Here is a 14038-nt window from a genome sequence, read left to right on the forward strand (position 1 = left end):
ATGGCTGACATCAAAAAGTTATATGTAACCAAGCTGATTCTGTGGATATATTCATCCTTTACAATACTTATCCTCGGTTATCTGATCTGGAATTCATTCCGTACCAAGCAAGACGTACTGTCAAATACGCTTGGATGGCCGAAGTCGTTTACCCTGGATTCATATATTAAAATTTTTCGTGACGAGCATTTCGGCATCAACATCTGGAACAGTGTGTTTATACTCATCATGACAATTCTGATCATCGTTGCACTGGCTTCTATGGTTGCTTATGGTTTGGGGCGTTATTCCTTTAAATTTAAACAAGGTGTAATGCTGTATTTTTTGGTTGGCCTTATGTTTCCAGTGCAGCTTGGGGTTGTTCCCGTATTCTTGATTATCAAGAAATTAGGCCTCATCAATTCACCTTGGAGCGTAATTCTGGTACTATCCGCCGGCATCTCGATGGCAGTACTGATGCTCTCTAATTTTTTTGCCGGTTTGCCGAATGCGCTTGCGGAGTCCGCACGCATAGATGGTGCCGGGGAATGGAAGGTGTTTTATCGCATAATGTTTCCTTTGGCCTCGCCGGTCATTGTCAGCTTATGCATTGTACTGTCCGTTAACATCTGGAACCAGTTCTTCCTGCCGCTGATAATGCTTCAAGACGATTCGGTTAAGACTATCCCGCTCGCCGTTATAAAATATACATCTAACATTCTGCTCAACATGGACAAAGCACTGGCAACTTCTGTAATGGCAACTATTCCGGTACTCATTTTGTTCTTTATCTTTTCGGAACGGATTATCTCAGGGGTAGCTTCAGGGAGTGTGAAAGAATAAATTAACATTATACAGGAGGTAAGCAATGCGTCCAAAATGGGAAGAAGAGGCAAGTTGGATATGGTATCCTGAATGGAAAACGGAAGACGAGAGCGAGGCGGGCAGGTTTGTTTATTTCCGCAAAGTATTTGAGGTTAAACAGGGTTCGTATACCTGTCCTCTTCGTATTTCGGCTGACAGCCGTTACCGCCTTTTTGTAAACGGCGTTTCTGTAAGCCGCGGTCCTTGCAAAGGAGACCGTTTCACATGGTACTATGAGGAAGTTGAAATCGGAGAATATCTGACTGAGGGGACTAATGTAATAGCCGTTCAGGTTCTCCGGTTGCCCTATGAGGGAGGAGGGAATGCTTCTGTATGGAGAACGCGTTTACCTGGTCTTTATGTTCACGCAGCAATTCTTGATGAGCAGAATAAGGTAATCATTAATTCACATACAGACGCTTCCTGGCAGTGTATGAAGGATGAATCCATTTCATTATCTCAAGGTGTATACACACAATTTCTTGGTATTACTGAAACTGTTAACGGGTCCATAAGGCCCTTCGGTTGGACCGGGGCAGCTTATCGATCGGAGCAGTGGGAAGAGGCTGCAGTATACCAGTTTGACATCGTGCATGGAGGGCTTAAGCCTTGGGAGCTAAGGGAACGTCCAATTCCACACCTCTATGAAGCAGAGAGACGGTTTACCGGAGTCAGCCGGCTTGCGGCAGAAGCTGGCGAACTGGACTGGCAGGGGCTAATAACGAACGACCAACCACTCTTAATTGAACCGGGTAAAAGCATTTCGATAGACTTCGATGCCGGTGAGTTAACTACGGGTTATCTGGAGCTGGTAATGAGCGGGGGACAAGGCAGTAATATACGGCTGATTTGTGCCGAATGTTACGAGAAACCGCCTATTATTGTGCCTTGGATTCGGGATAAAGGAATTAGGACGGACAGCGTTAACGGAGATTTATATGGGGATGTGGATATCTATCGGCCTGCAGGCAGCATTCAGCCATTTGAATGTTACGAGCCATTTTGGTTCCGGACGTTCCGCTATGTCAGATTAGAAATGGAGACCGGTGATGAAGGTATGGTTCTTCATCGATTTGCCTACCGGGAAACGGGCTATCCGCTTAACGTTGCGGCTGCGTATACTTCCTCTGATCCGCAGGAGACTGACTTGTGGGATATCAGTGTCAGGACACTCAAGCGCTGCATGCATGAAACCTACGAAGATTGTCCGTACTACGAGCAGCTGCAATATGTCATGGATACACGATCTCAAATCCAGTTCACCTATCTTGTATCCGGTGATGACCGGATGGCACGACGAACCTTATACGATTTTTACAGCTCATTGCTTCCGGAGGGGTTAACACAATCCCGTTATCCATCCGTTGAATCACAGGTTATCCCGGGATTCTCTCTATACTGGATCCTTATGCTGCATGATCATATGATGTTTGCCGGAGACCGTGCGCTCATCGAAAGATACCTCCCGGGGGTAGAAGCTGTACTGGGTTACTTCCATCGAACGATTGATGAGAGAGGTCTGGTCGGCACTATGAATCCAAGATACTGGTCTTTTGTTGACTGGGCTGAAGAATGGAGAGAGGATTACGGCGTTCCTGGAGCAGCCAAGCAAGGCGCTCTGACAGTCTATTGTCTGATGTATACGTATGCTTTGCAGAAAGCAGCTGAACTGGCAGCTTATGCCGGCAAATCTGGCATTGCCGAAGAATACCGGACCCGTGCTGTTCAAATGCAGACCGCGGTAAAGGAGCACTGCAGCTCATTAACTTATCCCGGCTGTCTGACTGATGGCCCCGGGGTCGAGGCATACAGCCAGCATACGCAGATTTGGGCAGTTCTAAGCGGAACTATGTCAGGGGAGAGAGCACAGCAGGCGATGAAGTTATCAATAGAGAATCCTGATTTTGTGCCCTGTTCCTTTGCAATGGCCATCTATCTGTTCCGTGCTCTTGCTGTAGTCGGCTTATATGACAAAGTACATGACTTACTGGCACCTTGGCGTCAGATGGCAAGCGACGGTTTAACAACATGGATGGAGGATACGGTCAGCAAACGCAGTGATGCTCATGCATGGGGTTCAGTTCCAATATACGAGTATGCAACAGAGACACTCGGAGTTCAAATTGTTGCTCCCGGATGCGAAGAGATTCGGATCCGTCCAAGAATCGGGAGGCTTAAGCGGGCGGAAGGCTGTGTAATGACATCCAAGGGAATCGTCTCTGTAGAATGGAAGCTAATTGATTCGTCTTTCTGCTTCATTGCATCTTGGCCTAAGCAGATTTCCTGCACAATAATATTGCCGGATGGACAAACTGTCAGAGGAGAAAATAGTGGATATTACAGTACTATCATCAGCAGACAAAATTTGTACGGACATAACTGATCTAAAAAGATGACGATCATTAGAGTGAAATCGAATATGTAGAATAAATAACGGAGACTTTCTGAATTGGAATCATTCAGGAAGTCTTCTTTATAATGTAATAACTATTCTAAAAAAATCGAAGTGCATACAAAAATGATAAGGAACATTAATGAAGAGTTGCAAAATCGGAAATGTATTCTGCAAATTAACGATGCAATACAAAAGTTCTAAAAAAGGTATCAAATTACCATATAATTCGAAGGAATTGATTTATTCTAAAAAAGTAAGCGATATCATTGGATTTGAATACCATTGGAGGAGAGCACATGGAGCGTAATATACAAGAAATTATCAGTCAAATGACCTTGGAAGAAAAAGCAGCAATCTGCTCTGGACAAGATTTCTGGAACACCATACCCATCGAGCGTCTTGGAATACCTTCAATTATGATGACAGATGGCCCCCATGGACTTCGGAAGCAAGAAGGAGAGGTTGACCACCTTGGCTTGAACCAAAGTATTCCTGCCACCTGCTATCCTACCGGAAGCGGCCTTGCCTCCTCTTGGAATACCGGGCTCGCGGAGAAAATGGGCTCTATGATTGGACTTGAAGCGTCAGCTGCGGATGTATCGATTGTTCTGGGACCGGGAGTGAACATTAAGCGCTCCCCATTATGTGGCCGGAACTTTGAATATTTATCAGAAGACCCGTATTTATCAGGAACGCTGGCAGCCAGTTATATACAAGGTGTACAGAGTCAGGGCGTTGGAACCTCCATTAAGCATTTTGCCGTAAACAATCAGGAATATAAAAGAATGTCTGTCGACGCCCAGGTGGACGAACGAACCTTGCGGGAGATTTATCTCGCCAGCTTTGAATATGCCATTAAACAAGGCCAGCCATGGACGGTCATGGCTGCGTACAACAAAGTGAATGGGGAGTATTGTTCTGAGAACACCCGTTTATTAACAAATATCCTCCGTGAAGAATGGGGCTTTGAGGGTGCAGTGATCTCGGACTGGGGAGCCGTCAACGAGCGGGACCTGGGCGTTGCTGCCGGTATGGATCTTGAAATGCCATCCAGTAACGGAGTCGGCAGCAAGAAGATCATTGATGCTGTCCAATCCGGCAGACTGAGTGAAGCTGCGCTGGATCAGTCTGTAGACAGAATTTTAACGCTTATCTTCAAAGCTATCGACAACCGGAAAGAGAAGGGTACCGTTGATCATGAGGTCCAACATCTTAAGGCCCGCGAAATTGCCGGAGAATGTATGGTATTGCTCAAGAATGAAGGGGATATCCTTCCTATCGGAATTAAGGATTCAGTTGCGGTTATCGGTGCTTTTGCCCGGAAGCCGCGTTACCAGGGTGGGGGAAGCTCCCACATTCTTCCTACAAGGCTTGATACGGTATATGAAGAATTGGTTAAGATTGCCGGAGCAGATGCCCGTATAAGGTATGCGGCCGGCTATCCGCTGGATACCGATACGATCGACGAAGAGCTTATTCAGGAGGCGGTAGAAGCGGCGAGACAGTCGCAGGTTGCCGTGATTGTTGCCGGTCTGCCTGAACGTTATGAATCGGAAGGGTTTGACCGCAAACATCTTCAGTTGCCGGATAACCAGCGGCGGCTGATTGAAGCTGTTGCTGCGGAACAAGCCAATGTTGTAGTTGTACTCAGTAACGGAGGACCGCTTGAAATGCCTTGGCTGGATAACGTTAAGGCTGTGCTCGAGGCGTATTTAGGCGGACAGGCCTCCGGAGGAGCCGTAGCTGATCTGCTCTATGGGCTTGTCAATCCGAGCGGCAAACTGGCTGAGACCTTCCCTAAAAAGCTAATTCACAACCCGTCCTACTTGAACTTCCCGGGGGATGGGGAGACAGCGGAATACAGAGAAGGCATATTCGTCGGCTACCGCCACTACGACACCAGAGATGTTGAACCGCTATTTCCCTTCGGCTTCGGCTTAAGCTATACGCAGTATGAGTATACCGGTCTTCAGCTCAGTCATAAAACAATTCAGGACACAGACCGTTTGAACGTCACAGCAAAAATTCGGAACATTGGACGTATGGCTGGAAAAGAGGTCATTCAGTTATATGTACGTGATATTGAATCAACACTCCCCCGCCCAAGCAAGGAGTTAAAAGGCTATGCCAAGGTTTCGCTTCAACCTGGAGAAGAGACAACCGTGCAATTCGAGCTGGATAAACGATCCTTTGCGTATTACGATACCAAACATCAGGATTGGATTGTTGAAACGGGGGAATTCGAAATTCTCATCGGCAGCTCTTCCAGAAATATCGAACTTAGAGACACGGTAGCAGTGGAATCGAGTACTGTTCTGATCCAAACCATCACAAGGCATTCTACCTTTGCGGACCTGCTTCAACATCCCCTTGGCGCTTCAATTATGGAAGCAATAGGACAACATGAAGCTACAGACAATACTCTTGGTGAAGGGATGGACGAATTAATTCTGAACACCTCTTTGCATAACGCGTCCATGATGAGTAACGGGCTATTCACTGAAGAGACACTTCAGAGCATTCTTGCCGCTGTGAATAACTAATTCAAGTATAAGTCCAATAAGCCCGGTTCTACCGGGCTTATTGGCTTAAGTGTTGTGTTTGCTGATACTGTTTCGGTGTTAGACCCGTATGCTTTTTGAAAATTTTAGTAAAGTAGCTCTGATCAGAAAAGCTCAGTAGTGATCCGATTTCGGACAGAGGTGTATCCGAGAACATAATCATATTTTTGGCTTCTTCGATTTTAATCTGCTGGATATACTCGTTAACCGGCACACCTGTCTCCTTCTTAAATATAACCGACAGATAATTCGGGCTGATTCCGGCATGATCGGCAATGGACTCATGTGTGATCCTGGAGAATCGCTGGTCATAAATATAATTTTTGCAAAGGGTAACGGTTTTAGAATACCGGGCGTCCTTAACCTGAGCTACTTTTTCGGTCAACGTAAAAAATGCAACTAAACATAACTGATCAATTTCTTTATCCGTCCGCAAATCCTCCAGGCGTTGAATGTACAGATCGCTTACCGAAAAGGCAATTTCTGAATGAAGCCCTCCCTCTATCGCAGCTCTGGCAGCTAGAGCAATGCCTATAATGGCAAGATTTTTTTTGGAGCGGATGTGGCTGGATCTGGATAGAATCCCCGTATTTTCCTTACCAAGTTGCGTGAAATGCTTAAGCGCTTCGGTTTGGCCTTCTCTAATAATCGTTAACAATTTCTTTTCTTGAAGAGGATCATGATGAGGTGTCAATTCATCGTTTTTTTCAGAACGGAGGGTATCTGGCATCTTGTCTTCGTCAACCTGCACTTCCTGTTGTTGATCTTGTATTCTGTCGGCTGCAATTAGCTCGCCATGAAACATTTGATAGATCAGAACGGCAATGTTCACCAGCCTCTCGTAGGTAATGACAGGAAGAGACTGATAATAGTGAAAGACTTGCTCCCGGTTGGCGAAGAGATTCGTATCGTTGATTAGCCCGTTTATTTTATGTTCGAATAGTGTGAAGGGCAAGGAGGGGCCGACAATAATGGTTCCTTCAAAACCCTGGTTACTCACCACACTCATGGATATGTAATTTTCAAAAAAGAGCGTTTTTCTAATGACAGGGCTCTCTCTACAAATAGCAGGATCTAATTCCAAAACATTAAAGAATAATTGTTTATCGTTTCCATATAGAGGATTTAAGATCCGATCATCCAAGCATTCAACAAGGACGTCACCGGCAGGGTCAATAAAAAACACGGACATCTCAAAAAGCCCGGATATGAGCTTGCAATTGCTTTCAACACTTTGCTCCATATAAGTCTCCTTAATGTATACAAAAGTATTAAAGTTCTAAATTTACAATCATAATACCATAATAATCACTGCTATTTCATTACAATAACATTAGTAAGCGGTATCATAAAATTTCCGGACTTATTTGAAAGGTGGATACAGATGGAGTTAAAGAATCTTCGCATTGAATACATGGACAATCCTCTTGGCTTGGATATAACAAACCCGCGCTTCTCCTGGCATTTAGTTTCTTCAGGGCAAGGAGTCATGCAGGCTGCATATCAGATTGCTGTTACCACGGATACGCAAGAGGTTTGGAATTCAGGTAAGGTGGAGGCGGACACTTCAATTCTGGTAGAGTATGCGGGACTTCCGCTTCAGGCCTCTACTTTGTATCAGATTCATGTCACCGTTTGGGATAATCAAGGCAATCAGGCAAGCATTGCAGGCCATTTCGAAACAGGTCTTCTGAAGGGAAGTAACTTTACAGCAGATTGGATTACGCATACCTTCCCGGATGATGAAACTGCACCTCCCGTTTTCCAAAAGCTCTTTACTGTGGAAAAGGATATACTGTCAGCCCGTGTCTATGCATCCTCATTAGGAGTTTATGAAATTTCTATTAATGGGAATCGGGTAGGGGATCATTATTTTGCTCCTGGCTGGACTAATTACAATGAGCGATTGCAATATCAGACCTATAACTTAGACGGATTACTGGAGCAGCAAAATAAAATAGAGATTACAGTTGGAAATGGATGGTATAAGGGGATCTTTGGTTTCACCTGTACGCCGAATCATTACGGGGACAGAGTGGCCACTATCGCCGAACTGCACATCGTCTATACAGACGGATCGAAAGAAGTGATTGTGACAGATGACAGCTGGAAGGTGACGAAGGGACCGATCCGCTCCAGCGAAATCTATATGGGAGAGACCTACGACTCCTGTTATGTGGACGATACTCTGTATGATGTGGTCCCTTTCTCGTATAATAATGAGCGTCTTGTCGCCCAGGAAAGTGAACCGGTCAGCATTACCAGAAGGCTGTCCGCAGTGAAGTTCTTTACAACACCCAAGGGAGAGCAGGTTATTGATTTCGGACAGATTCTGACCGGATTTGTAGAGCTGCAGATTACCGGGCGTGAGGGCCAGGTCATTACCATCCGGCATGCCGAGGTACTCGATAAAGAAGGGAACTTGTACCCTGAGACGTTGCGGCAAGCTATATCTGTTGACCGTTTTATTTGTAACGGGAAAGAACAAATCTTCCGGCCGCATTTTACTTTTCATGGGTTCCGTTACATCGCGGTAGAAGGATTAGAGATCATTCAGCCGGAGCTGTTCACCGCCTGCGTGCTGCATTCACATCTGGAGGAAACAGGCAGCTTGACAACCTCCAATGAAATGGTTAATCAGTTATTTAGTAATATTCAATGGAGCCAGCGCGGTAATTTCCTTGATATTCCCACAGACTGCCCGCAAAGAGATGAACGTCTTGGCTGGACAGGCGATGCTCAGGTGTTTGCCGGAACGGCTGCCTTTAACATGAATGTGGCCACCTTCTTTACGAAATGGCTGCGTGACCTTGCTTCTGAGCAAACTGAAGAATATGGGGTTCCACATGTAATTCCTAATATTCTTGGGAATCAGGAGGGGGCTGCTGCTTGGAGCGATGCTGCAGTTATTATTCCCTGGGTAATGTATCAAATGTATGGTGACCTCAAGCTGCTAGAGCAACAGTATGACAGCATGAAGGGATGGGTTGATTATATTACCGTACGTTGTGGTGTTAATGGGCTTTGGCAGACGGGATTTCAATACGGAGACTGGCTCGGACTAGATAAGGAAGAGATTAGTAATGAGAGAACCGGGGCTACGGATGTTTATCTAGTGGCTAATGCTTATTATGCTTACTCCACAGAACTGGTTGCCAAGACTGCCAAGTTGCTAAATAAATCTGATGATGCCTCCAAATACGAAACTCTTTATAGCCAGATCAAATCAGCCTTCCAGGAAGAGTATATTTCCGCAACTGGCAGGTTAGTCAGCGAAACTCAAACGGCTTGCGTATTAGCTCTTCATTTCAATCTGGTGGATGACAAGCACAGAGAGAGAATCCGCAAAACCCTGGAGTCAAATATTGCCCAGCATAAGAATCACCTTACCACCGGCTTTGTAGGCACTCCATATCTGTGTCATGTATTATCTGAGAATCAAATGCATGAGCTTGCAGGTATCTTGTTCCTGAAAGAAGATTTTCCGTCCTGGCTGTACGCAGTTAAGAAGGGAGCTACAACCATCTGGGAACGGTGGAACTCCATTCTCCCGAATGGAGATTTCGATACATCAGGCATGAACTCTTTAAATCATTATGCGTATGGTTCGATTGGAGAATGGATGTACAGGAAGCTGGCTGGTATTAATCAAATCGAACCCGGATTTAAGAAGATTCTGATACATCCTCAGTTCATAAAGGGGATAAGTGTGGTAGAAGCTAGCTATCATTCGGTATATGGAGAAATCAAGAGCTCATGGTCTTGCAGGAATGGAGAAATTATCGTCAATGTGACGATCCCTGCCAATACTACTGCGGTCATTAAACTGCCTGAGCAAGAAGACCCGATTGAAGTCGGTTCTGGAGATTACTGCTTTAGATATCCTACACAAACCAACCTGGACATAGAGCGGTTTACCTTGGACTCCACGCTTAAGGAAGTAATCGAAGAGCCGATAGCTCTTCAGATTATTGAAGAACATGCACCCGGTATGCTGGACCATCCAATGATTCAATATGCGTATGATTTTTCTATAAGCGAATTGTTGACCAATACCCCTGAGGAAACTGGAGAGTTGTTTAAGCTGCTTCTTAAAACTTTGAATAACCCAAAAGAGCAGGAGACGATTTCTTAAAACAAGAAGGCGTTGCAGAATAACTGCAATGCCTTTTTTGTCTAGGAGTGAATTGGTAATCATCAAAATGGAAGCGCTTTTAAAATATTATGAGGAATACAATCAGATTACTAAAATTGAAATCAAGATACCATAATTAATCATAATTGCAGACTAAAATAATGTAGAAAGCGGTAACATGAAGCGACAGAACAGGGAGGAAGAAAAAATGAAAGCAGAACAGGATCTTTACACTCCACCAGTTGTAAGACCAAGCAAGAAGACCAAAGAATTGGGTACTGACGCCCAAGGCATTCAAAAAACAATGAGGCTTCATCATTATTTAGGTGACGGTGCAGCACAAATTGCGCTTAACTCCATTAACGGATTAATTGGCATGTTAACTTATTTTTATACCGACAAGGTAGGTATTGCAGCAGCAACGGTAGGTACCATTATGCTGATCACAAAGTTTATTAATGCAATAGCGGACTTACTAATGGGAAGAGTAGTGGATGTAACAAAATCTAAGTACGGGAAAGCTCGGCCTTGGATTCTGTGGATGGCTCTTCCGGCTCTTGCAGCAATAATTTTGCTGTTTACTGTACCGGCTGAAGCATCTTCCAATGTGAAAACAATCTATGCCCTGGCTACAGTAGTATTCGCTTCTGCTATAGTATACACAGGTATAGCAATCCCTTTTGGTAGCTTAATGGCCATTCGCACTAAAAGCACAGAAGAACGCGGAAAAATGGGCCTTACTCGTACAATCTTCGGATATATTATTGGGATGATAATATCCATTGTATTAATCCCGGTTACCAATATTCTAGGTGGGGATCAGATGGCCTGGGTTACGGTTGCAGTTGTACTTGGAGTAGTATCTTCTATTGCCCTGGTTATGACTTTTCTTGCCTCAAAAGAGAACAATACTGGTGTGAATTTGGTTGAAAGCGATAACGTTCCTTTCTGGGAAAGTATCAAGCTCCTGTTCAAGAACAAATATTGGGTCATTATGTTGTTCGCTCAATTATTTATCAATATGATGTATACGCTTAACGGGTCAACAGGGATATATTACACCAAATACATTTTGGGTAACGAGGATCTAATAGGAATAATGGGTGCGATTGGTTTGATTCCGGTATTTTTGGGTTTCGTTCTCGTTGGGCCAATGATTAAAAAGTTCGGTCTTTCAAAAACAGCACGTATTGGCCTGATTTTCGGAATCGCTGCCTCGCTTATCCGTTGCTTCATGCCATATAGTTTTGTCGCTGCTTTAGTGCTTGGTGGAATATCAACTCTAGCTACAATACCAATGATGGCTGTGGGCGGAGTGCTGGTAAATAACACTGTCGAATACGGTGAATGGAAGACAGGTAAGCGTCTTGTGGGAATGGTAAACAGTGCAAACAGCTTTGGCGTTAAAATTGGTATGGGTTTAGCAGCAGCCATGATAGGTTGGATATTAGCTATGGGTGATTATGATGGAACATTAACCACTCAGCCTGATTCTGCAATAACCAGTATTCTTGTTCTTACTGTATATCTTCCCTTGGCAATATTCGTGCTTACGTATATCTGCCTGCGCAAGTATGACTTAGATGCGAAATATCCTCAAATCGTAAAAGAATTGGAAGAACGTCGTAATTTACATTAAATTAAATATTAACAACTCTTGTAAAATTAATGGGGTTATGGTCTTATTCCAATCGGTACTATGGAATAAGGCCATATTTTCTTTTATTTTGACCCGCACGTAAAGGTTGAAAGAGGCAATTGCCCTTTCGTACCTCCGCCATTTCCCTTTCGTACGATTCAATAATTGTTGAATTATAGTACAATTCGAGTAAATGATTCCTGAGAATGAAGGTCTGCTAACCGAACTACCAGGTAAAGTTAATGATTTGCAGGAAGACTTTCAAGAAACAAAGGACAAACTGCTTGAAACACAAAAGCTGGCAGAGGATTTGCAAAAACAGAATGAAAAACTCTTAGCTGACAATGTTAGGCAAAGTCAAGAATTGTCGGAAGCTCTAATTTCACTACAAGAAGTAGAAAAGCGGAAAATTGACAGAAACCAGAAAATTCGGGCTACATTTTATACTGGCGCCATATTATTGGTTGGTTATTTTTGTTCCACAAGAATACTAAGACTGATCCTTCGGAGAAGGTCATTTGATAAAAGTAAAGATTAACTTGGAGGAATGGAATGAGAACTATGCATTTATTCAAAACTAAAAATGAACTTCAAAAGCTAAGAATAGATGAATTGATGGTTGCCAGAATCCCTGTACTGATTTGGGTTTCTTTGGTCTATGCAGCTTCAATGATCCTGCAAAGCATCGGCGAGCTTACTTTGCTTAATGCTTTGCTCTTTACTATAGTTTATATTGTTCATGCTACTCTTCATTGGAGCCTATATAGAATATCCTTAAGCAAAGCGTGGCTTTACTTTATCATTCAAGGATTGTTGATTTTTACATGTGCTTTACTAATGCCGGATAGCTCGCCTGCGGTTATAATCGGCTTGTTCCCTGTATTAATCGGTCAAAGCATAGGGTTGTTCTATCAAAGGCGAAAAATAGCGCTTGTTAGTTTATATTGCATTTCAATGTTCTTCTACACCATCATTTATGTAGGAGATGAATATGACCTTGTACTTTTAGTCCTGTTGTTTCTGTTAATGCTGATTGTTGTGGGGGCATACGCCTCGATGTTTTTTCAACAGGTACATGCCCGGATACGTACCCAAATCTTTCTGGAGGATCTGGAAAAGGCACACAAAAAGGTTGAGGAACTCACACTTGCAAATGAACGCCAGCGTCTGGCACGTGATCTTCATGATACTTTGGCCCAGGGAGTTGCGGGGCTTATAATGCAATTGGAGGCTGTTAATGCCCATATCACTCAAGGAAACATCCAACGGGCACAAGAATTTGTCGGGGTCTCCATGAGTCAAGCACGGCGGACACTTGCAGAAGCGCGTCTTGCAATAGATAATTTACGGGCAAAGTCTGTTTCCAAAACGGATTTTGAAGAGGCGGTTAGGGATGAAGTGCATAGATTTAATCAAGCGACAGGCATTGATGTCATGCAACAACTAAAAATTGCTTCAGTTATGACGGGAACGTTGAAGGAGCATAGTCTGCAAATCATCAGTGAATGCTTGATGAATGTGGCAAAGCATGCGAAAGCAGATAAGGTATGGATAAATGTTCAAGAGCAGAATAACCGCATTCAGATCGAAATTAAAGACAACGGGGTAGGATTCGATACAAATGTTATTGGAAAAAAAACCGGGCATTATGGCCTACTGGGATTGTATGAACGAGTGCGCTTAATCGGCGGGGAAATCACAATCAAGAGCCTATCAAGTGGTACACGAATTCAAATAGAAGCTCCGGTTAATAAAGGAGACGGGATATGATTCCATATAAAATACTCATCGTTGATGATCACTTAGTAGTACGGGAAGGATTGAAAATGATTTTGGAGACCGATAAGCGTTTTAGTATTGTCGGTGAAGCAGAGAATGGCGAGATTGCACTTAGTTTAATTAAAACACTTGTACCTGACGTGATTTTACTGGATTTGAATATGCCGGTAATGAGTGGACTGGATACATTGAAGGCTTTAAATGCTGCGCAATCTGTTGTACCGATTATTATATTAACAACCTACAATGAAGATGATCTAATGGTAAACGCACTGGCGCTTGGAGCGAAAGGATACTTATTAAAAGATACAAGCAGGGAAGATTTATTCCGGACGATCGAATCGGCAATACGGGGCAGCACCCTTTTGCAGGCTGATATTTTGACGAAAGTATTAGCTGCCAAAGAAAGGTTGGAGAAGCCGGAGGCTAAAGAGGAAGGGCATGTCTACCTGACTGATAAAGAAACGATCATCTTACAAATGGTAGCACGTGGGTTTAAAAGTAAAGAAATTGCCTTTGATATGGGCGTTACGGAGCGGACAATTAAGTCGCATTTGACCAATATCTACAGTAAGCTTGGAGTAGACTCACGTTCCCAGGCGGTAGTTACCGCCTTAGAACTAGGTATTCTTCATATCTAGTCAGCCCGTAAGATTTCATAAATCGCAACTTACTTAATGATTCGG

General features: G+C 43.8%; 9 protein-coding genes. 8 read left to right on the plus strand and 1 reads right to left on the minus strand.

Features of this window, described 5'->3' with window-relative positions; translation table 11 throughout:
- From BLR64_RS00980 to BLR64_RS00990, 3 genes are all read left to right on the plus strand, one after another.
- Complete coding sequence (locus BLR64_RS00980) at positions 1 to 822, plus strand: carbohydrate ABC transporter permease (protein ID WP_090711301.1); 822 nt, start codon at positions 1 to 3, stop codon at positions 820 to 822.
- A 25-nt stretch (positions 823 to 847) separates the two neighbouring features.
- Positions 848 to 3226, plus strand: coding sequence for an alpha-L-rhamnosidase-related protein (locus BLR64_RS00985; RefSeq protein WP_090711303.1), 2379 nt, complete (start codon positions 848 to 850; stop codon positions 3224 to 3226).
- 308 nt (positions 3227 to 3534) lie between these two features.
- On the plus strand, positions 3535 to 5781 hold the full coding sequence (locus BLR64_RS00990; RefSeq protein WP_090711304.1) for a glycoside hydrolase family 3 C-terminal domain-containing protein: 2247 nt from the start codon (positions 3535 to 3537) through the stop codon (positions 5779 to 5781).
- Between the two features lie 37 nt (positions 5782 to 5818).
- Here BLR64_RS00990 and BLR64_RS00995 read toward each other — a convergent pair whose 3' ends face one another.
- A complete protein-coding gene (locus BLR64_RS00995) occupies positions 5819 to 7042 on the minus strand; it encodes a helix-turn-helix domain-containing protein (RefSeq protein ID WP_090711306.1) in 1224 nt (407 codons plus the stop codon).
- 141 nt (positions 7043 to 7183) lie between these two features.
- On the opposite strand from BLR64_RS00995, the gene BLR64_RS01000 reads away from it, so the two are divergent.
- From BLR64_RS01000 to BLR64_RS01020, 5 genes are all read left to right on the plus strand, one after another.
- Positions 7184 to 9934: a glycoside hydrolase family 78 protein gene (locus tag BLR64_RS01000; protein ID WP_090711307.1), complete on the plus strand. Its 2751-nt coding sequence runs from the start codon at positions 7184 to 7186 to the stop codon at positions 9932 to 9934.
- 208 nt (positions 9935 to 10142) lie between these two features.
- Positions 10143 to 11573 carry an MFS transporter gene (locus BLR64_RS01005; RefSeq protein ID WP_090711309.1) on the plus strand — a complete coding sequence of 477 codons (1431 nt, stop codon included), beginning with the start codon at positions 10143 to 10145 and terminating at the stop codon, positions 11571 to 11573.
- Between the two features lie 193 nt (positions 11574 to 11766).
- Positions 11767 to 12111 (plus strand): hypothetical protein, encoded by a 345-nt coding sequence (locus BLR64_RS01010; protein WP_090711311.1) that lies wholly within the window; start codon positions 11767 to 11769, stop codon positions 12109 to 12111.
- A gap of 14 nt (positions 12112 to 12125) precedes the next feature.
- Complete coding sequence (locus BLR64_RS01015; RefSeq protein WP_090711313.1) at positions 12126 to 13343, plus strand: sensor histidine kinase; 1218 nt, start codon at positions 12126 to 12128, stop codon at positions 13341 to 13343.
- Entirely contained in the window at positions 13343 to 13993 is a 651-nt protein-coding gene (locus BLR64_RS01020; RefSeq protein ID WP_090711553.1) for a response regulator, read from the plus strand. The genes BLR64_RS01015 and BLR64_RS01020 overlap by 1 nt, the downstream gene beginning before the upstream one ends.
- Positions 13994 to 14038: the final 45 nt, after the last annotated feature.

The sequence above is a fragment of the Paenibacillus typhae genome (assembly GCF_900099765.1).
GTDB classification, from domain to species: domain Bacteria; phylum Bacillota; class Bacilli; order Paenibacillales; family Paenibacillaceae; genus Paenibacillus_AQ; species Paenibacillus_AQ typhae.